Source organism: Bradyrhizobium sp. 159 (assembly GCF_023073795.1).
GTDB lineage: Bacteria > Pseudomonadota > Alphaproteobacteria > Rhizobiales > Xanthobacteraceae > Bradyrhizobium.
In genome coordinates this window covers 1-21,820 of the sequence record NZ_JADPKE010000106.1, presented here as the reverse complement: position 1 = coordinate 21,820, position 21,820 = coordinate 1, and the positions used below count along the sequence as shown (strand labels likewise).

12 protein-coding genes and 1 pseudogene are annotated in these 21,820 nt (G+C 56.5%); 7 read left to right on the top strand and 6 right to left on the bottom strand.

Going from position 1 to position 21,820, the window contains the following annotated elements:
• Positions 1 to 654 precede the first annotated feature (654 nt).
• Positions 655 to 1,368: a hypothetical protein gene (locus tag IVA96_RS32990; RefSeq protein ID WP_247421775.1), complete on the bottom strand. Its 714-nt coding sequence runs from the start codon at positions 1,366 to 1,368 to the stop codon at positions 655 to 657.
• Positions 1,369 to 3,555: 2,187 nt separating this feature from the next.
• Positions 3,556 to 4,749 carry a lysine 2,3-aminomutase gene (locus IVA96_RS32985; protein ID WP_247421774.1) on the bottom strand — a complete coding sequence of 398 codons (1,194 nt, stop codon included), beginning with the start codon at positions 4,747 to 4,749 and terminating at the stop codon, positions 3,556 to 3,558.
• 1,090 nt (positions 4,750 to 5,839) lie between these two features.
• Between IVA96_RS32985 and IVA96_RS32980 the strand changes: the two genes are divergently transcribed.
• The 6 genes from IVA96_RS32980 to IVA96_RS32955 all read left to right on the top strand — a co-directional run bounded on the left by IVA96_RS32980 (position 5,840) and on the right by IVA96_RS32955 (position 11,589).
• A complete protein-coding gene (locus tag IVA96_RS32980) occupies positions 5,840 to 6,868 on the top strand; it encodes a hypothetical protein (protein ID WP_247421773.1) in 1,029 nt (342 codons plus the stop codon).
• 9 nt (positions 6,869 to 6,877) lie between these two features.
• Positions 6,878 to 7,915: a pyridoxal-phosphate dependent enzyme gene (locus IVA96_RS32975; RefSeq protein WP_247421771.1), complete on the top strand. Its 1,038-nt coding sequence runs from the start codon at positions 6,878 to 6,880 to the stop codon at positions 7,913 to 7,915.
• Positions 7,916 to 7,926: 11 nt separating this feature from the next.
• The gene (locus tag IVA96_RS32970) at positions 7,927 to 9,138 is read left to right on the top strand and encodes an ATP-grasp domain-containing protein (RefSeq protein WP_247421769.1); all 1,212 of its coding nucleotides are present in this window, start codon (positions 7,927 to 7,929) and stop codon (positions 9,136 to 9,138) included.
• Positions 9,071 to 10,636, top strand: a complete 1,566-nt coding sequence (locus tag IVA96_RS32965; protein ID WP_247421767.1) for a lyase family protein — start codon at positions 9,071 to 9,073, stop codon at positions 10,634 to 10,636. Before IVA96_RS32970 ends, IVA96_RS32965 begins: the two co-directional genes overlap by 68 nt.
• 387 nt (positions 10,637 to 11,023) lie before the next feature.
• A complete protein-coding gene (locus tag IVA96_RS32960) occupies positions 11,024 to 11,359 on the top strand; it encodes a hypothetical protein (RefSeq protein WP_247421765.1) in 336 nt (111 codons plus the stop codon).
• A complete protein-coding gene (locus IVA96_RS32955) occupies positions 11,356 to 11,589 on the top strand; it encodes a hypothetical protein (protein WP_247421762.1) in 234 nt (77 codons plus the stop codon). The genes IVA96_RS32960 and IVA96_RS32955 overlap by 4 nt, the downstream gene beginning before the upstream one ends.
• Positions 11,590 to 12,974: 1,385 nt before the next feature.
• On the opposite strand, the gene IVA96_RS32950 is transcribed toward IVA96_RS32955, so the two are convergent.
• The 3 genes and pseudogenes from IVA96_RS32950 to IVA96_RS32940 form a co-directional block, all read right to left on the bottom strand.
• A complete protein-coding gene (locus tag IVA96_RS32950; protein WP_247421758.1) occupies positions 12,975 to 13,703 on the bottom strand; it encodes a methyltransferase in 729 nt (242 codons plus the stop codon).
• 502 nt (positions 13,704 to 14,205) lie between these two features.
• Positions 14,206 to 14,991: an SDR family oxidoreductase gene (locus tag IVA96_RS32945; protein WP_247421755.1), complete on the bottom strand. Its 786-nt coding sequence runs from the start codon at positions 14,989 to 14,991 to the stop codon at positions 14,206 to 14,208.
• Positions 14,992 to 16,677: 1,686 nt separating this feature from the next.
• Positions 16,678 to 17,411: pseudogene (locus IVA96_RS32940) on the bottom strand (IS5 family transposase); the annotation flags it as partial.
• A 685-nt stretch (positions 17,412 to 18,096) separates the two neighbouring features.
• Here IVA96_RS32940 and nodU point away from each other — a divergent pair.
• Complete coding sequence (gene nodU / locus IVA96_RS32935; protein ID WP_247421752.1) at positions 18,097 to 19,761, top strand: nodulation protein NodU; 1,665 nt, start codon at positions 18,097 to 18,099, stop codon at positions 19,759 to 19,761.
• A 1,179-nt stretch (positions 19,762 to 20,940) separates the two neighbouring features.
• Here the strand turns inward: nodU and IVA96_RS32930 are convergent.
• A partial coding sequence (locus tag IVA96_RS32930; RefSeq protein ID WP_247421749.1) for an IS3 family transposase occupies positions 20,941 to 21,820 on the bottom strand: 880 nt, incomplete at its 5' end.

Sequence of the window (21,820 nt, the reverse complement as noted above, 5' to 3'; positions counted from 1 at the left end):
ATAGTTGTTCCTCTCTGAGGACAACGCTTGTGGCGAAGGCACCTTTAGACGGCTGACCGGTCGGGCCTTTTTGTATCGAGTCCGCAGGAGCGGGCGTACTTGGAGTGGCAAGTTCGCTCACCGTGTAGCCCGATCGCTACGGCACGCGATACTGCGTTGTGGTGCTCTGCAAAGGACGTGTGACAACGAAACAGCTGACACGCGCGTCGGGCTTGGGGAGAAGTCGATGCCAACATACCGCGGCAGTGCGGACAGAGCTGAATTTCGCATTTGGCGAGGATTCTCCGCTGCCTTTTCATCAGTCAGAGCACTGCGAAGGCCAAGAAGTTGATGGCAACGGGCCATTTCATTGTTCCGTCCACCATAGAGAGAAGGTCATGGTGGTGCATGCGGTGGAAACCGTCCGCCAACTTGTGCGCGAGAAGGCGGCGAATGCCTCATCGGCAGGACAGAAGCCCGGCTGACCGGGAGCGCGCAACACTCCCGGTCCAGCACACTTTTCTGACAGTGGATGAGCATGCCGCCCCGAACCTAGCTGAACACCGCGCCCGTTCAATTGTCCCCGCACGCACCATCTCCTGATCCCATCGTAGCCAATGAACGACGATCGCTGCCAGCACGTCTTCAGCGTTGCTAGATCAGACCACGAATCGTTTACGGCGCAACGAAAGGATCGCAGCTGAATTCGCTCTTTAACTCTTCACCAGTTACCCACACAAGCCAATTATCCTCAGCAATATTCTCTCTTACCAGCCGCAAGATCGATCCGTCTGGTTCATGATGATAGTAGTGTGGAAGCCCTTTATCCACTCGCCAGCGAGCCACAAGCGCGCATAAGAAATCGGGAGCCCACATAGCATAAGCGATGCGTCGCGTAACTCGGGCAATCATCCCCGGGACGCCCTGTCCTCTAAGATCTCTGCGCACCCAAAGATCCCCGTTGTAGGCTATTTTTCCGGTCATCTCCTCTGCGGCGGGCGCTATGCAAGCGCAACGATCGTGATGATGCGCATGTTTGATCGGCTCACTGTAAAATGCTCTCAGCGACCGAAGATGCTCTGCAAAGTTACTGTGCGAAAGGTCATACAGCCGAGTAGCATTTGTAAGCACGACGTCGTTGTTCTTGTCGAGACCGACCACCCAATATCCCTCGCCTGGGAGAATAGTCGATCGGTCAGGCCGAAAGTTTGGAAATGTTCGCCCTTTTGTCGGAGTTGCCTGGGTAATTGAGACATATTCACTAAAATCTAATCCCAGGAACAGGTTGATGTCTTTCTGGGCGGCCACGGTGTCGCATATCGGAATGGATCGTGAGACATGCACCGGAATGCGTGCGCACATTGCTGCCGCTCGCTCGTCGACCGTCATGAGTTACCCCGCACGTTATAACGATGACACATGATACGCTCTGGACAATGAATGTCGTACTACCTTTTCTCGTGGGCTATTACAGGCCAAGTTGTGGGATGCCGTTCGTACGCAGGTACGCGCGAGAGGACGAGACTGGTGGCGTTCACATTGACCTAATGGAAATCAAAAAGCTCGCAAGACTTGTTAGACGGACCACTGCGCATGCGATCGCGAACTTCTTTCGTTTCAGCTTGCATGTTTCTCGAGGAACACGGGACTCGTTCACCAAGCTTCACCTGAGCCGCGCCTCACGCAGCATAATCATTTTAGTCGTCCTGCCCGTCTACATTGTCTGACGATACTTCGATGCTTTGAACTTCCCGTTCAGTTTGGATCCAGCAGCGGCTAGCGTCTCATGCATTTTTCGGCTAAACTGCTCTTCACTCCAAAGAGTTCTGCCCTTCTGTCACATGTGCGCAACCCTCGCTTGCTTGCAGACCCTTTCCAGCATCACCACTCCACTTCCGATGCCGCTCATCTCACCGCAAAGGACATCGGCTGCGTGATCCGCACGTCCATTGCTCGCCCTACTTTGCCGACAAACTGGCGACAGGCAGTTCAGTGCCAGCTCAGGTCACATCATCTTTGTCTATATCCCGCTGAGATTTAAGCCTCGAAGTCCCTCTTTGATCCAGGGCCTCTGCCAAGGCGTCTTCAAATATTTCAAGGCCCCTTTTGAGAGTCTCGCTATCGATCGTGAGTGCCGGCAAGAATTGTATGACCTGACCAACCGAAGCGCATCGCTCAATAAATAGACCTCTCGCGAAGGCGTTGCGTCTGGTCGCTTCTGCAATTTCCGATGTCTGGCAATCAAATCCCAACGCCAGCCCCCTCCCCGAACAGAAAAGCTGCCCCCGTAGTAGCAAGCAATGGCGTTTAGCCGGCAGCGCGCAAGCTCTCCCAAGCGCTGCACCTCCCCCGAGAGGATGCAGTCGCGCCAATAGATATCTATGGCAGCGACTGCAGCCGCAAACGCAATGTCGGTCTTTTCCGCACCCGCGTGCTGCACAGGCCAAGTATGGTCGACCTCATCTTTAATCAGCAGCATTGACAACGGTAAGCCACAACCGCTCAGAGAACTCGACATCACAACAGGCAATTGCGAAAGAGACTGGCGCCGTACTGATCCTAGACGAAACGGAAATGGGCTGTGGCCGGACAGGCCAATTTTTTAGTTTCGAGTTCGCAGGCTTATCGCCGGAATCGACCTTAACCACTCTCTCTGAGCTACGTTCATGCCATTGTTTCGCTGCACAGCTTCGACCAGAATGGCAGCTGGACGATCAATGCCGCTGTGCTGGTCAAGCAACACATTTCGCAAATGGTCGGTTGTGCTAACGCCGGGCCCAACATAGCCGTCGAACGGAACAAGACTTAGTCCTCGTCTAGACACGTCAACGCCAGCACGTCGAAGCCCGCCGCGGCGCAGGGCAATGGATCCAGGACTCACGCCGCTCTCTGTCCACTGGTGAACAAGACGATATTCTGACGTCCCGTGACTTTGCGCGAGAGTTCCAGAGCTGTGTCGATAGCGATGGCGTTACTTAATCCAGTGAATTTGAAATGATATGGCAGCAAACCCCGTTCGCGAAGCACGACAGATCTGAACCGTATCGACAAACTTAAGTTCAGCAGAAGTAGCCATGCTGAACCCGCTGACCACCGCATCTGACGTTAGATACTCGAGAATAGCCTCCCTGATCCGATGATTGTTGTGGCCGTAGTTTAGCGACCCGGCTCCTGAGTAAAAGTCGATAGTCCTACGGCCATCCACCGCCAAAGCAATGGAACCGCGCGCTCGAATTAAAATGACCGCAGAGGTCTCCATATCAAGGTGGCTGTTCAATTCTAGCAAGTTCAAGTCGTGCATTTTGCCCGGCTCGCTACCCAGCCTTCGTGCACTGCGATCCTCCAACATCAATCAGCCCGGCGCCTGCTCGGCACGACAGCATGGGTTCCCGAATTAGTTCACACTTACCGGAGCCCCTTCACCGGACACCCCTGCGACCCGTTCCTGGACGACTGGTAAATTGTTGCCGCGGAGTAGATGAGCCCGCAGCCTAGGATCCGCCGCCTCTTGGCTTGATCCTCCTCTGCACGTTTCCGCCCAATACGGAAGTTCTTCACGTCGTCCCGCGGCGGCCTCTAGTTCTTCACTCGATCATCCTCCAGCAGATCATCTAACCAGCAAGCGGACTCGACGTATTGCCTTGAAAAGATCTTCCCGATTTCTTCCGGGACCTTGTTTTGATGATATCGCATATAGATACGTCCATCATCATCCAGATCAAGAATCTCGATCTTCCCGGTGTAATGCGACATGACATATTTGAAAGTCTTTTCGATGCCCGCCAAACGTTGATTGACGCCGTTCGCAATCTCTATTCCGCGACCAAGCGGCACCTGAAAATGGGACGCACCCTTTACCGGCCTTGCTTGAAAGAGATAATAAGGGCGGACGCCAATTTGATGGAGCTTAGAGAAAGTCGCTGTCAAAAGCTCCGGATTGTCATTTACGTCTGCAAGCAGCACAGATTGATTGAGGAACTGCACTCCTTGTGCACGCAAGGATCTGATATTTCGCTCAGCATCGACCGAGATCTCACCGATGTGATCAAAGTGCGTGACAATCACCGCGGTCTTGCCCACATCACGTATTCGTTGGAAGAGAGCAGGTAGAGCCGGATCCTCGAAGCGCTTTGGCTCAAAAGCGAACAGTTTGGTGCCGATTCGAATGGAAGCTAGATGCGGAATCGAGAGCAGATGACCAAGAATCTCGTCGAGCTTTGCCGTACTAAGAACAAAGGGGTCGCCTCCCGACAGCAGTACGTTTGTCATCTCAGGATGGCAGCTAATGTACTGACCAACTTTCGCGACATCCGGGACGATCTCATCTGATTCTCGGCCAACTAATCGCTTGCGGAAGCAAAAACGACAATATGAGGCACAACGGTTAGTCACCAGCAGCAAGCCGGTCTGTGCGTACTTGTGCTGAAGTCCGCGCACCACGGTGTTGTCATGCTCACCACTCGTGTCCAAAACGCCCGGACTGTCGAGCTCCTTAACCGAGGGCTCCACAATCCGTCTTAGCTGCTCGTAGTAACCGCTGCTCGCCATCTGCTCGCGGTAGAATTTTGTGACATGATGACGTGTAATGCTACGCGCTTGTAGCTCTGTCTCCTCAATCTCGCGATCGCCTTCTATAAATCTCATGACCACGGTGCCGGGGGATGCCTCTGATTGGCCGGATGACAACCGAGGTGAGAGATCTCCAGCAGCCGTCAATTCGCCTGGTGCACTGCCCGCGTCAGCTATTTGAGTCAACGGCGAGGGTTTCATTTGAACTCCTTCGGAACGGAGGGAGATCGTTCCGCAATGACATGGTTCGTCAGCTTCCAGCAATCCGCGTGCCAACAAGATTTGGCGCTCCATCCGCGCAACACGTCAGACTCGAAGCGACTTCCCGGCTGTCGAGTTAACAATGGTCGTCCATTTGTCAGGCTTCAAACAGGATGTCCTCGATTGGACATAAGCTCCGATGAGACAAGAAGGCTCATTTTCTTCAACCGTTCGCCGCTTGACAAGTTTGGACGGTCCGACCGACCAGACACCACCGCCACACTGTTCGGAGATACAAGAAAGAGGTCCTCCTCGCTACGACGGACTCTCAGAGCGCTGGTAGGCGTATTCGTCCCATGAGACCGGCGACCGCGAACGGATAGCTTGCGCCGATCGAAATAGACGCTGCTCAGATCGTGCACTTCTCCGCGGAGGCCAAGTCAGCCAACTGATCGGCGATTTCTGAACTCAGGCCAAAGCGGGATTCGAACAGGGCACATCGGTCTATACGACATTGGAATGAGAGCACTACTCCCACCGCATCTGAAGCAATATGAAAATCGATCCGCACTGCCTCCCGAACTACCCTCTTTGAAGATCTGCGTACCTTGCTCGCTGCCTCTACTGTATGTTTGCAGATACGAACATGTCCGGCAAACACTGGCGTTGCCTGGCTTTTACGTCACAATATTGAACGTCGAGCAGCTCCGACGGTCGCTGAACGCGATTTTGACGCGCGAACTCCCTCTGTTGGTAGGTGCGCACATCTGTACGCGTCGCTAAATGTGCGGCTGCTAATCCAGTAAGTCAGTCCGGCTACGACGCGAAGCATGCGATCACCAAAGAGCCCCACACTGTCATGACCACAATCGTCGATTCAAAGACATAGTTTTACGGAGCATGATGGATTGAGGCCTCCATTCACCTAAGTAATGAGACGGCAGTGATGCAGATGAAGCTCTAGGTTGGTTTCTATGACACTCTTCGTAAACGGACATCACAGGATGAAGGCCGTTTCCATCGGCTTTTTATGTTACCTTCAACGCAAGTCCCTTGCTCTTCGGCCGCGCGGCCGCGGTAGAGGAATGATATGATGGAGATGCTGACGAGAAGTCCGGGGGAGGGCAAGATTGCTAGCTCCGCCTCACTCGCGAAGCCATGCGGGGTGGCAACCTGCCACCCTCACTTCGGCGAGCTGCTCCAGGGAGCTTTCGCCCTTGAGAAAGGGGCGGACCGCCGCACGGTGCGCGCGCTCGTTTCAGTTCACATGCCGCACGCCGATGGGTCGGAAGCCCGTGCGACGTTGGAGCCGAGCCGCATCGGGAAGTTTGTGCCGCAAGTTGGCCGCACCGGCATCGAAGTAACACCAAGTCATTTCTACAAATGTGAGCTCGCCGCTCGACTTGCCCTCGATGCCTTTGGATTGAAGAATATGGCGGCCACTCTTGAGGTCAGGACTTTTGTTCCGGAAGGCGCCGGCATGGGTTCCTCGACGAGCGGCGTAGTGGCCTCTATCCGTGCGATCGCAAAGTGCGTCGCAGCGTATCGGGGATCACGGGTGCTTCTGGCGCCCCATCTTCAGGCGGAGCTTGCGGTGGCAGCTGAGCATGCGTGCGACTCGCTGATGTTCGACTGCACAAGCAGCACTATTCTTTTCGCTCAACGAATGGGCAAAGTTGTCCAACTGTTCAACGGCCCTCTCCCACAAATGTACATTTTGGGGTTCGACACCGGCGTGGCCAATGGGGTTGGAACGGACTGCCTACCGCGAGCGCGCTACTCACGTGATCAGATCGCCGCCTTCGGCTGCGCATTGGCTGTCCTGGAGCGTGCGATCGCAGAGCAGAGCGTCGCACTTGCCGGCCGGGTGGCGACTTTCTCCGCGATACAGAGCGAGACCGCCCTGCAGAATCCGCTCAAGAAGCCGAGGTTTGACGAACTCCTCCGCATCAAGGAAGACACGGGATCGGCCGGTATTGTTGTTGCCCATAGCGGCACGGTCGCCGGCCTGATCTTCGACCCGCATTTAGCCGACCTTCGCAGCCGACTGGATGAGGCTAAATCCGCAGTCGGTCGCCTTGGCTTCAACATCCTCCGCAGCTTCTCGACTCCCTATTGAGGATAGACGATGGCGCACACGCTCTCAGACACCATCGACGCCCATGCGCCTCTTAAGATCGTTTCACTGCGGCCAGAAAACCTGGCCGCTATCGATTTCAGGGTCATGAAGGTATTTCCTGCCTTCAACATCATCGAATCTGGCCTTCGCGATGGCACAATCAGCTCCAACACGACGATTGTCGAAACGTCGAGCGGAACAATGGCTCTCGCTCTCGCCATCGTTTGCATGCAGTTCTCGCTGAGGTTACACATCTTCGGCGACCGCGCCATCGAGCCCCCCCTTAAACGCACGATCGAGGAGTTAGGCGCTGAAGTTCACCTCGTCGAGGCGACAGCATCCGACGCGAACGTCCAGCAGCTCCGTAAAAAGGCACTCCTCGACTTTATGGATCGGACCGGAGCTACCTGGTCACGACAGTACGACAACCTCGGCAACCATCTTTCGTATGCGCGCCCAGCTGAGCAAGCGATAAGGCACTTCGGGAAGATCGACATTCTGGTCGCAACTGTGGGCTCCGGAGGTTCATCCTGTGGCCTTGCCCGCTATTGTCGAGCATTCTTTCCCGAAATGAAACTCATCGGGATCGACACCTTCGGAAGCGTCTTGTTCGGCCAACCGGCGAGCCGACGTGATTTGCGGGGGCTCGGCAATAGCATTCTACCCGGCAACTTGTTCCACGAAGCGTTTGATGAGATCCATTGGCTCGGCGCTAACGAAGCATATCAAGCTGCGCACCGGCTCCATCGCGAGACGTCGTTAAGGCGTGGGCCGACGAGCGGGGCGGCCTATCTAGTCGCTAAGTGGTACGCCGAGCGCTTTACCAAAAGCAAGGTGCTCGCCGTCTTTCCAGACGACAGCAATCGCTACGAGCACAACGTTTACGATCCCACGTGGATGTCCACCAACGGCTATCAGGCCGTACTCGCCGCGACCGAGCCTGTCCTTGTCCATCACCCGCTTCATGCTGATAGCGGCTGGTGCCGCTTCAACTGGAGCCGTCGCTCGTTGACCGAGGTAATGGGTGATCAACCTTCCGCCAATTGAAGTGTGCACAAGTGACCAACTCAGCTGCGATCTTCATCGAATCCAACACCACTGGCTCGGGCGCCGACTTTATTCTGCGCGCACAAGAGCTTGGGCTTGTTCCGATCTTTGTTACAGCGTCACCCGAACGGTATTCCTTTCTGAATCGCATTTCGGGCCTCGAGCTACGTAGATGCGATACATCTTCAGAAACCGCTGTTAGAGCTGTGATCGACAGCATCGCAGCGACCACGCCGATCGCGCTGCTCACGACCTCCAGCGACTTCTACCTTTACACAGCAGCGCTGGAAGCTAAGCGGCTAGGGCTTTCCGGTCCGAATCCAAATGCAATCGCAGTTTGTCGAGACAAGGATCGCCAGTCCGCAGCCCTGCGGGCGGGAGGTATCGGCGTGCCTTATAGCGCGACAGTGCGAGCGGAGCGCGATATCGGCAACGCGATCAAGCAGATCGGGTTACCTGCAGTAGCCAAACCGATCAGCGGGACCGGCAGCATCGGGGTCACGCTGGCCGACACCGAAACAGGCGCAAGTGATGCTTTGCGCAAGCTCCTCAGGACCACGAATGACGTGCGTGGCCGCCCTACCCAGTCTGGTGCTCTTCTTATGTCGTATGTCGCCGGCGAGGAGTATTCCGTCGAGATTCTCGATAGCAAGATCATCGGCGTAACGCGCAAACACCTTGGACCGTTGCCGCATTTCGTTGAAATCGGACATGATATACCAGCGCCGATCTCGTCCAGGTTGCGCGTGAAAATCGAAAATGAGGCGCTTCGTGCCATCCAAGTTCTCGGGCACGTGAAAGGACCAGCTCATGTCGAACTCCGGGTCGGCGAGGATTGTGTCACGATAATCGAGGTCAATCCACGCCTTGCTGGCGGTTCGATCCCCACGCTTTTTCGTTACACAACGGGTTTTGACCCGGTCCTCGCGGTCCTCCGTAGCCTGCTCGGGATGTCCTCGCCCGCTTTGACCGGAGACGCACATGGCTCGATGCGTTTCATTGTTCCGGAGCGTGACGGCTTCTTCGCCCTTCCTCCGAATTGCGAGCAGCTCGTCGACCGCTTCGGAGTGACGGAGTTCGTACTGTACCAAACTCCCCCATTAGAGTTCAGGCGTCAAAACGATTTCCGCGATCGGATCGGTCACGTCATTGCTGTTGGCGACGACCCTGCTGTTGTTGCACGGCGCGCCGAAGCTGCCGTCGCTTTCATCCTTGGCGCATGAGGAGATACCCTTGCAAAGCACAGGCCGCATCAAGTCGACTCTTCATCCTGAAGCCAGCGCTATCGTTTTCGACAGTGATCTACAGCGTGCCGCGAAGGACGAGCTACCCTTCTACGCCGATATTGATCGAGCCCAGGCCATCATGCTTGAGCGAGTCGGGTTAATTGACCGCGATCTCGCCCGAAAAGTGCTGACCGAGCTCGACAAACTGCAAGCTGAACACTTTCAGAGCGTTGCAACTCGCCCTGCCCCCCGCGGCTCCTATCTCGCTTATGAGGATCATCTCCGTTCAGTAATTGGCGACGAAGCCAGCAATCTACATCTTGGCCGGAGCCGAAACGATATCAATGCAACCCTGTTGAAACTAAAGCTGAGAACGCCGTATCAGGTACTGTCAAACGAACTGCTAACACTTCTGCGACTGCTGTGCAGTCTGGCTCGCGAACACCTTGAGACCGACTTCCCGCTGCACACCCACCGCCAACCAGCATTACCATCCACTTTTGCGCACCATCTGACGGCCTTCGCCATCGCGCTCGCGCGCGATCTAGATGCGCTACTGGCCGTGCATCCGATTCTCAACCTTTCCTGCCTCGGAGCCGGCGCCGGCGGCGGCACGACCTTGCCCATCCTCCCGGAGTTGACGGCCAGGCTGCTTGGCTTCTCGAGCCCGCCACTTAACTCGATTGACAGCGTGGCCTCTCGAGACCTGGTTCTTCGCGTCCTGGCAGCTTGCGCAATCCTAGGATCATCTCTAAGCCGCATCGCCGAGACGTTGCTGCTGTGGGTCGGCGATCACGGATTAGCCACTCTACCTGACGAACTAGTCGGATCTAGCTCCGCGATGCCTCACAAGCGCAACCCTTTCCTTCTCGAGCAAGCCCAAGGAAAAGCAGGCGCGATCCTTGGCTGTTTCGTAGCCGCAGTCACGGCCATGCATAGCACGCCCTTCACGAACTGCGTCGCGGTCGGAACGGAGGCTACGCGCAATGTCTGGCCTGGCATCGACCATTCCATTGGGGCCGCGCGCCTCATCCGCCTGTGTCTCTCGGGCTTGATCATCGCCGAAGACGCAGCATCCGCAATGCTCGAAACGTCGTTCGTCAATGCCATGGAAACGGCGACTCGCCTCGCGCTCCGTCGTGATCTCGATTTTCGTTCCGCCCACAATGAAGTCGGGCAGTTGGTTACCACGGCGATCGAGAATGGCGCGCCGAGCCTCTTGACGATCGGGCAACACAATCGGGCGCTCAACTCAGAGACCTCACCGCCCCCGGACGTCATCGCGCGAACGGCTCGGGCAGGGGGAGGACCCGCGCCGGATGCCATAGTGACATCGCTGCGGGAGCTAGAGAGCGGGATCGAACGAGTGGCCGCCGCTTTGCGTGATCTTGTCGAAGGCTGGAGGCGCGCTCAAGAAGAGCTTCGATCAGCCATTGCGAATGTCAAAGGACCAACACGACAAGAAATCGATAGCGGAGAAGAAGCTCAACAATGAGACCCGACATGCCACACTAAGACGTTCAAACGCAATGGGCCGAGCGATCGGTCGAGCAGATGGTGAGCCAACACCCGCTGAGCATTACATAAGCGCATCCCACTGTCGGTCATGCTCAGCTCCCCCCGCTCATGACTTTCACACGGACCTAACGGGGCAACGCGGGCTGCTTGACATACTTACGGATTCGCCAGCGGAGGCATTGTAATAACCAGCTATCACTCGGCAGACCTTTTATGACAAGGAACAATTCTCGTCCTCTTGGAATTCTCAACCTGGAAAGGGGGCCGGCACTCTCCCACCCCCCGAGGCTCGGCTCGATCCTTCACCGAACAACATTTGCGTTTACAATAACCTCGGAAACCGCCGAGGGAGCCTGGGGCAGACGTGACGATGCGCGGCGATCCAGCTATCGGACCAGCCACTATCGCAGCAGCCAAGCGTTTGGTGCTAAGAGGAGCTGTTGCAATAAGCTCAAACTTCGCCTCCTTCATGCGTCACCAGGAAGCGGTGGCCGCGTCGGTGAATGTGCCAGTCGCCACATCAAGCTTGCTTTTGCTACCAGCATTGCTTCGCCAAGTGCCGCCGACCGCCAAGATTGCTGTCCTTTCCGCCGGCGCAAGAAATTCCAGAGAACGCGTGCATCGCGTTGTCGATCCGGGTCAACGGGCTAAATTGGTAATTGGCGGCATAGAAGGGGTACACTATACCAGAACGAAATGAAGCGACCGCCGGTATTTACCGGAACCGCCGACATTGAGGCGGATGTCGCCATTTGCGTCTCTCGTCTGCTTGCCGCCAATCCGGATCTAGCTTTGATCTTGTTCGAGTGCACGGCTTTCCCGCCGATCTCTTCGCCGATCCGGCGCATGACAAGCTTGCCTGTCGACGACATTGCGGGCCTCTGGCGGATAATGATGGATTCCGTTGCTCATGATCTAACGCAAGTCTAAACGAGTGTCGCATACGCGTCATGATGAACCGAGGATGACTAGTGCTGGGAAATGCAGGAGTATCAACGCGCAGGGCCGTCGTGATCTACTGACGGAGTGCATCGTGTGAGGATCAGTGACCGAGCTTCCGCCAGGTGTGGGGCGTCCTCTGGCTTATCCACCGACCTGGGCTTGAAAGGCGAGTAGCGTGGTATCGACCCGTCCTTTTTACGCTGAAGCGTGATGGCATTAAGTTCGATAATCTGAGCATTTGAGGTAGTTGGCGCATTCATCGGGGTTGAAGGCGGGACTGCTTTGCTCCGCCGAGGTTATCCAACGCGACGATATCGCCGGGTTGAAGACGGGCAGCAGAACTCTCGACATAGGTCAAAGCTCGCGTCGTCGATCGGTCATCGCTGAACCACGGCCCATAGATCCTATGATGGCGCAATGCCGACAGGAAGCTCATGGTCTTCCAGCGGACGGACGCCCTTGGCGCGGAGCCTGTGCCCGCGGACCGCCCATCCCCGCAAAGGGGGGCCATATAGGTTCGCGTTCAGGTTTCGTCAATGGAGAACCCGGCGTTCGCCTTCGACGCCAACTTGATACTTTGTCCACTGGGCTCGCCGCTGCGCGACCTCTGGACTTGCGTTCGCTAGCCGCCTCGTTTTTTTAAGCTGAGATTCTCGGCATGCACGAAATCGGTGTCAAGCTTCCAGATGTCTCTCGACCGTGCAAAGCGACTGGCGGCGTTTGCCCGAGAGCCTCGACGATGGTTGGAATGAGGGTGAGCCGCGGGGCATTCCTCGGCACAGTTATGTGCGGCGCAAGCCAGCGCCACTCTCCCGGCTCGGAGCGCATGCGCCCGGTCGCCTCGGCGGGGACCAGCGGCGCACGGTGCAGCGACCTGGAACAATTGGCGACCAAAGGTCGGCCGACAACTCATCAGCACCGCTCTCGATGCAAGCTTCGGTATTTTAGTATGCCAATCCCGACCGGTTCTTCGAATCACCGCAAGGCCGCACGCTACGGCGCTCTGGAGGCGCGCTTCGCGGGCGGCTTGCTCGGACCCACGGGATCTGGGTCAGGGGTGCAGTCCACTAGGGTGCATTCCGATAACATCCTCATCTGAGACAAAATGAGGGGGGCAGCTCTGAATGTCGTTTGACGATTCCCAAGGCTACAACACGGCCACGACCATGACGCGGGGCCACTCTCGTAGCCGTGCTCGGTTCTTCCCTAATCGAGAACGGATATCGCGTCTTTCTCGCCTGTAGCACTCACCTTGCTCAGAACCTCTGGATGACTTGCCACGAGCTCAATCTCGAAGCTGCCAACAATCGCCGCTGTCATTAGCCAGACGAGCCCTCAGAGCCCGTTCGCGGACGGCAAGCAAGTTTGAACTGTTATCCTAATCGTAGTTCGGAGTGACTACCGCGAGCAGGCATCCGCAGTTGCAGTTTTGAATCATTTCGCACGACGAACAGATACCAAAAGAGGTGACCAAATCGGCACGACCACTGCCAACCAGATATCTTAAGCCCCGCAGCTTCGATCATAGGCCTGAAAGTCTCAATATGCGAACCTCTCGAATTTTCGAACAAAACAATTAGGCCATCGCGCTCAAGATGCTTGCGTATTCCCGCGAAAAATTGGCGATGCAGGAGCCACTTGTCGTCCAAGTATATCCGGGATTCAACATTGGCGTACTCCAACATATTGCGCTCGACGAAGTGGGGCGGGTTACCAACGACGAGGTCGAATTTCTCAGATTCTGGCAGCGCCAGAAGTCCATCGCCTTCGTAAAGTGTCACGCGATCACTGATGTTATTTGTGCTTGCAGTGTACTGCGCGGCATCAATGGCCGGCCGGTAACAATCGGCAAGACATAGAGTCTCGCAAATATTGCTAGCCAACATCGAATATCCGATAAACGCGGGACCAGAGCACCATTCGAACATCCGCCCAAACCGACGTCCACTTTCGAGGTCCTTGAACAAATCAAGGTAATCGTCTGCATAATCGAGACCGCCGCCATTTTGATTTTCGATGTAATAGACAGAAAGCCCGTTCCATGTTTTTGACTGGTATGGCCTCAGAGATTCAACAGTGCGCGTTGTGGGATGGGACATCATCGGGGCGTATCCGGGGTTTGCTTCCGAGCTCAATGTAAGGTTAGATTCGCCATTTGAAACCTATCATGATTGGTAGTATCGATGGGATCAATTCCACCACACAAGTATTCCTTCAAAGTTCGGATTCGGGGGGCGTCGATCAAACAGGTCTTCGCTCTTACCGGTGGCTTGAGGCGTTATCATGTGCCAAGCGACGCTCGGGTCTTCCTAGCCTTTTCTCGTCACACTTTAGGAACAATACCTTCTCTAATGCGCGCATTGAACCTCGAAGCGCAGCGCATCTCGATTATTTCGTAGCGAATGCGATATGGTGCAGCGAGGTGCTAATGGCCGTATGCCGGCTGATTCAGCCGTTCGCTTCTACCGACAATTTGCAGTGAGTGATCCGGGTCGATAAAATGTTCTTACTTCCGAGCGCAGGGGCATCGCTAGGAATAGGTGGCATCCACCTTGAGCCGCGCACAAGCTGCAGAGACAAGGCCCAGTGTGACCAAGGAGGTCATCACAGAATCAGATGCAGACCGGCGTCCGTCCGCACACATTCGCCGGTCATGTTGCTTGATGCAGGACTTGCGAGGAAACACACGAGCTGTGCAACGTCCTTGGCAGTCGAAACGACCCTAAGCGGCACGCGCTCGAGCACAGCAGCGCGTACTCGCTCTGCGCTCTCCTGCCCACGGCCCTTGGCGAACCAAGGCGTGTCGATATAACCCGGACAAACCGCGTTGACGCGAATGGAAGGTGCAAGCGCCCGCGCCAGCGACACAGTCATCTGATTCAGCGCGCTCTTGCTCGCTGAGTAAGCGATCGACGAGCCGTTCCCATTGATACCGGCGATTGACGAGACGTTCACCACTGCGGCCGGCCGTCGCCTTACCTCGACGGTAGTCTCTAGCAGCGGGCGCGCCGCACGGATCATCTGGTAGGGCCCGATGGTATTGACAGCAAAGATGCGCAGAAAATCGTCCGCAGAGAGCCCTTCGAGGTTGTGAGCTGGTACATGTTGTGTGGTGCCAGCATTGTTGATAAGCGCATCGAGCCGCCCCCAGTGCGCGGCAGCTGCGACTATCTTCCGGCAGTCCTCATCGCGTGAGACGTCGCCCTGCACTACCATGACCTCGGCTGCGCCAGCCTTGCGACATACTTCTGCCGTGGCTTTGGCTTCTCTCTCGCTCTTCGAATAATTGATCACGATCCGCGCTCCGCCTTCGGCCAACAGACCCGCCGTCGCAGCTCCAAGGCCTGAGGACGACCCTGTCACAATCGCGTGCAAGACATCTTCCGACATTGTCCCTCTCCCAAGCGTGCAAACCTCGCCCACGGCTCAGCCCATCGCGCTGCAGAACACGTGCAAGTCCCGATCCGCCCTCAACCAGAGACATGCATCTATGATCGCGTCACTACAACGCTTTGAAGGACTGAATATGCTCTGCAAAATTGCTGCGCGAACGGTCATACAATCTAAAAGTATCTGTACTGACAGCGTATTTTTCTTGTCGAGCCCCCTCGTATGCTGGTGATACGTTTAACTGGATAAGTGCGCTTACCATTACCGTACCTCGACGATCGTCATCAATCGCTCACATGACTTAGTATCGTACATGCTGGATAATCGATGCTACTACTTCTTTTGGCGACCCACCTTAGTTGTCAGGCGTTCCAGGAATTGGAGAGAAATAGGGCTGCCTGCCGCTCGTCGCTATCCCCGCATTGTAGCGCTCGCTGAAATTGATACCCACATCAGCATTCCCGGAGCGATAAGCCCATATGGACAAGCACCTACTGCAACGGACGAGCCATTGCAGGGGCTTTCGGTGCCGATGCCATGGATGCCTTTGATGGCGATCTCGTCATTTCGCTGGCGATCGTGTGATCCCCGCCCCCAGTCCGGCAGCCGAAGCAGTTTCTGATCAGGAAATGAGCTCTGATCTCCCGTGCTGGGCAGAATAGCTCGATGATCTCCGGCTCGGGATCACCAATATGGAAGCGTCCCGTACGCCAACAATTACTTAGACTGTTGGAGAATTTGTAACCACCCGGACGCTTTCCTTTTTCTGATGGGACTCCGGGTCCGATTGATCTTCTTTTTCTTCCGTGTCCGACTCTTAACGTCCGCTCCCAGGGTGTAGCCGCGAGGCCCCAATGCATCAGGATGCGGAAGCTTTGTTCGATCTGAGGCGGCTTACCTGATGCCGTCCACTGTTTATGCTCTTGCTGATGTCTATCGCTTCTGATCTCTCGCATTGATAGCTGAACTTGGGTGTATCGTGCAGCACAAGAACAAGGCCTTCAGTAACGAGGGCACGAGCACCTGCCAATAGCATGGCAGGCAAGAATGCCCGCTTCGCTGCTCCGGTCATTAGTGACGAAGCGGTACGCTGCCCTGACATCTGGCCAATCATCCCAGACGGGCGGAATGCTTCGTCCTACGGCGCTTCCAATCTGCATGAGCCGTTTACGCGCTCTATCGCCGAGCTCCACGTTCCTAAAACTCGCCCCCACTATTCTCTCGATCAATCCAACATCACCTTCCAAGGGCCGCAAGCAGCGCTTTGCCGAGGCGTCCCTCAATGTCAATCCAGTGTCGTCTATTGCGGCGTGGTGCTAGGTTCACCAACGAAATGCTGCAAGTTCTGTTCGGGAGTCGCCAGCAAACCGCGCCAATGGCATGTTCCTCCACGCCACGCTTGCTCGACCCGGCCTCGTATTAGATCCGAGGAAATGGATCGTACGGAGATGTCTTAGTCGCCCCCCGTACCAATAGGAGCTCATCACTCATCTACAGACCAATACGTCAGGCGCTGGGAGAGAGACTTACATGCTGTCTGGCATAAAATGACAGCTCGCGGCTTATCCATACATCCTTCTAACGATCCGAGCGCCATTATCTGTCCGAAGAGATGGGCCACGTCACTACAGTGATCAGGGCGATAGCGTACCGGACTAGAGTTCTAGCTAGGGCTCGGACGCAATTGATCCAATAGGCAACGATGGCGGCGAGATGGACGGCAGCCAAGAAGTTCCTGGCTAGTTTGTCGTAGCGAGTTGCGACACGCCTGAAATCCTTGAGGCGGCAGAAACAGCGCTCGATGACGTTGCGCCCCTTGTAGGCGCGTTTGCTGAAGCTGTGGAGAGTGACCCTGTTGGATTTGTTTGGAATGACGGGCTTGGCACCACGATCGACGATTTCGGCTTGAAAGCCGTCGCCGTCGTACTCTTTGTCGCCAATGAGGGCCGACATGGGTGGCGCGAGTTCCAAAAGGGCTAGCGCTGCGGCAATATCAGCGTCCTGGCCTGGAGTGAGATGAAATGCGCAAGGTCTGCAGTCAGGGTCGCTCAGCGCGTTGATTTTTGTGGTCCGCCCGCCGCGCGAGCAGCCGATCGCTTGTTCATGCTCCCCCTTTTCCGCGCTCTACGAGCGATGCGCTTTGATCGTGGTGGAGTCGATGGACAAAGTCACGCCGTCTTTACCGCAGCGGGCGAGCGCTTCAAAGATCGCCCGCCAATGGCCGCGCTTGCCCAGCGATTGAAACGATAGATCGTCGTGTACGGACCATAGTCGGGCGGGCAATCGCGCCAGCGTGCGCCGCACTTAAGCATGTGAATGATACCGCTGATGACGCGTCGATCGTCGTCGCGCACCGGTCCGGTCTGGTTCGTTGGCAGATGCGGCTCTATCAGAGCCCATTGCTTGTCGTTGAGCCTCATCGAAGTCCCCCGCGTGGAATCAACCCGCTGCGAGGGAATCAGAGTTCGCTAATTAGGTACAGACCCTAATTGGAGCGCGCTTGATGATGCAACGAACTTTGCGCCAAAAAGTACTTGACTGAGCTTGTTAAAGGTACTTTCGGCATGGTTGCCGCCCGCAAAATGACTTCTTAACGAAACTCCTTCTTCCCGCTGAGCCGGTAAAGGAATGACACCTTCGCCCTGAAGTGCGCGCAAACCGATCCGCATCGCAGCCGCTTTCGCCAAACAGCGCGAGGTTAGGTTGGAGTTTAGTGCGGCGCACAGGTCACACGACGGACTTTGTCAGGAGACCAGCGGCGCCCACGATGCGTGCCGCCGTCCGAAACACGCGCGACCTGTCAGGAACACACCAAATGCTGGCGATTGCGACATTCGTCAGCATAACTGTGAACGATTACTCCAATTCCAGCTGGCATGAACTGTGCACGATCGTGCCGCGAGGGCAATGATCGATGACGTCATGGTCGCCTACGATGGGGATCTACTACCAGAGGCAAGTCGCCGAACGCGAACTGCGGTCGCTGGACCAACGCTTTAGACACGTTGGCTTGCGGGCACTCACAGAAAGTGGCGGCTCGCTCACTTTTTAGAAGTGTCGCCACTTCCGTTGTATCGAATTGTCACTTTCAGACATGGAGACACTATGCGCATCTGCGGTATCAAATTGACCCATGACGGGGCGGTCGCACTTATTGAAGGCGGGCGACTTTCGTTTAGTATCGAGCAAGAGAAGCTGGCGAATAATCCGCGATATCAAGCCATAGACAATCTCAATGCCATTGTCGCCGCTTTGGCAGAACATGGAATCGCTCCGCGAGACGTTGATGAGTTCGTTATAGACGGTTGGTCCGGAGATGTAGAGTCGCGATTTCAGGTTCTCAGCGGCGCGGATCTTATCACGCTCAGAGGGGGACCATATCTTGAACAACATGCCGAGGGCCTGCTCAATTCGCACGATGGATTTGGCCTCATGCTCGACGGCAAGGGCTTTCCTTACAGAAGTTATCCGCACGTCACTGGCCATGTCGCCTCCGCATACTGCACAAGTCCCTTTGCCAAAGACAAGCAGCCTGCGTTCTGCCTGGTGTGGGATGGCGCGATGTTTCCGCGCCTCTATTATGTAGAACGCCGCGGCGCCCGGCTCCTCGAGTGCCTGTTCCCGATGAACGGACACGCCTATGTTGTGGCTGGCCTTCATTTCGGGCCGTATAAGAGTGCAAACCGCACTGGCTGGGGAGATCGGAGCATTGCCGGAAAAGTGATGGCTTATATCGCGCTCGGATCTGTTGATGAGGATGTTCTCACGACATTCCGGGAGCTCTATGGATATTACTTTGCGGACACCGCGAAGCTTACCCGCTGGGACATCGAACGCATGAGGGCCTCGATTGCGGCCCTGCACGCCTTCTTCGAAGCCAGCACGCTTCGGCTGGAGACCAAGTCACCCGAGGACGTGCTTGCGTCGTTTCATTATTTTATCGAGGACTTACTTGTTCGCGAAATGGTGGCTGCTTTGCAGCGGCATTCGGACCTTCCGGGCTCAAGGAACTTGTGTATAGCCGGCGGGTGCGGCCTCAACATCAAGTGGAACAGTGCACTACGGGCGACCGGCCTGTTTGATGCTGTTTGGGTGCCGCCCTTTCCGAATGACAGTGGCTCAGCAATCGGAGCCGCTTGCTCTGCAATGGCGGAGCACAAAGGCTTCGTTGCGCTGGAATGGTCTGTCTACAGTGGCCCGTCTCTGCAGGCCAGCGGGCTGCCGCCCGAATGGGAAGCCTCACCGTGCAGCATGCATAGACTTGCGACCATCCTTACTTGCAACAAGCCTGTAGTTTTTCTTGCTGGACGTGCCGAGCTCGGGCCGCGCGCACTAGGCGCCAGAAGCATCCTTGCGGCTGCAACTTGGCCGGGCATGAAGGATCATCTCAACGGCATCAAACTTCGCGAACGATTTCGGCCAGTCGCGCCGATATGCCTGGAGGATCGCGCGCCGCAAATTTTTAGCCCTGGCGACCCTGATCCGTACATGCTCTTTGACCATCAGACGCGAGCGGAATGGCGAGACAAAATCCCCGCCGTCGTACATCTCGATGGATCTGCACGATTGCAGACGGTATCACGGACCTATCAGCACAACATCGTCGAGCTTCTCGTCGAATATGAAAAGATCACGGGCATTCCGCTGCTTTGCAATACGAGTGCAAACCTGCCAGGACGCGGGTTTTTTCCGGATGCTGCATCGGCGTGCCAGTGGGGAGGCGTTGAACACGTATGGTGCGACGGTGAGCTATGGACCAAACGCCCCTGACTCGTATTGTTCGACGACGTACGCCCACTGCGGCAGATCGACGATAGCAAGGTGAACAGAACTCACGGTGGCGCCGCTGGGACTCGACTACGCTTGGTATTGGGCGGGGAGTGGCTCGACCACTGGCATCGAACGGAGCGGAAGCAAGATTGCATGTATGCCCTTAGTATAGTTTGCCGTGAAGTAGGTGCGCGGCGGGCATTTCTGGCATGTGTTCGGTTGGAACGCAGCGTCGGGTGCTAGAGCTGTGACATAAATTTACGCTCACGTTGATGATCGACATACAGTGAACCCGACAAGAACCGGACGGCCAAGTCCGGCAAATCATCTTTCGCTAGTTCCGTCGGATTGCATTTTTGCTCGGTGAACGCTCATCGGTAATGAGGTTGCGCGAGTCGCAGAGTTATCGTCTCCCTTGATTATTGCCGTCCGCGCTCCGGCCGCGCCTCCGCGAGAAGGGCAAAGTGAGTCGCTAGCACAGGGATTGGTCAACATGCGCTCGCCACGGCTAGCCGGATAAGCCCTGGATAATGATGCCATTGACACCTTAGGGGCGGCGACACGCGCGCGCAGCCTACGGCCCCTGCACAGGCCGGGAGCAACGCGTCCCCACGTCCCGCGCGGGCTCATCGGAGCGGTCGCTGGTTGCGCAAGTGCTTTCGGATGATTGAAATTTTTTTGAACTGTTGCGCGAGTGCGCCTCGATGTCCCGGATGGCTTTGCTGCGACGGTTGCGTGCCGAGACTTCGCCTGAGGGCATGCTCGCGCTGACGCGCTCCGAAAAAATAGATTCGCTCACAGTCACGCGAGCTTCAGCGTGCTCGTTCTCCTGCGGAGTCCGCCATATCCGCGGCGCCTGTTGCGTGAACCGACATCTGCTCACCCGTGACCGTCGGCGCCTGATGCGGATGCTTGTCCCCTACGGCGAGGATCTGACTACGCAGTTCGAGTCGGTCCAGCTGCCGGACCTGGGACAGGTGACTTTCGACCTTTAGAGCTGCCTCTGCTCGAAGAGCAATCGCCGACAGTAGATCTAACGGAGTAGGATGTCGACGATCACCCGCACAATAGCCGCACAGCTAGAGCTAGTGGTCCGGATGGATGTGGTGGTTGCGCTCGAGCCAAGAGGACAACATACATCGCGTCTGCTGAGCTGCTGCCGGTTTGATGGACACCCGGTTAAGCTAATCCCACCTTGCGCTCGAACTCAACCGGGCTGAGATAGCCGATGGTCGAGTGCCTGCGGGTCGTGTTGTAAAATCGTTCGATGTAGTCGAACACATCGGCGCGTGCCTCGTCTCTGGTTCGATAAATGTTGTTGGCTGTACGCTCGGTCTTGAGTGAGGAGAAGAAGCTCTCCATCGCCGCGTTGTCCCAGACGTTGCCGGACCGGCTCATGCTGCAAACGATGCCGTGGTCGGCCATCAGGCGCTGGAACTGCTCGCTGGTGTACTGGCTGCCCTGGTCGGAGTGATGCAACAGCGCATCCGGCTTGCCGCGTCGCCAGACGGCCATCAACAATGCGTCGGTCACGAGCTGTGCCGTCATGGCGGCACTCATCGACCAGCCCACCACGCGGCGTGAGAACAGGTCGATCACCGCTGCGACATAGAGCCAGCCTTCGGCCGTCCAAAGATAGGTGAAGTCGGCGATCCATTTCTGGTTGGGACGCTCGGCGGCGAACTGCCGGTCAAGAAGATTCGCCGGTACGGTCTCGAGCTGTCGATCGCCGTCATCCTTCGGCACGCGCCGACGTCGCGGCCGCGCCCGCAAACCTTGCAGGCGCATCAGCCGCTCAATCCGGTGCAGGCCGCAATCCGCCCCGTCGGCGAGCAGATCGCGCCACACCCGGCGTGCGCCATAGGTGCGGTCGCTGGCGACGAAGCTGGCCTTGACCTTGCCGCCGAGCTCCTCGTCGCTGCGGGATCTGGCGCTGGGAGAGCGGTTCAGCCAGGCATGTAAGCCCGACCGCGACACTCCCAGCGCATCGCATAGCCATGCCACCGGCCAGATCGTCCGGTGCTTCGCGACGAAGGCGAACTTCATGTCGCTTCCTTCG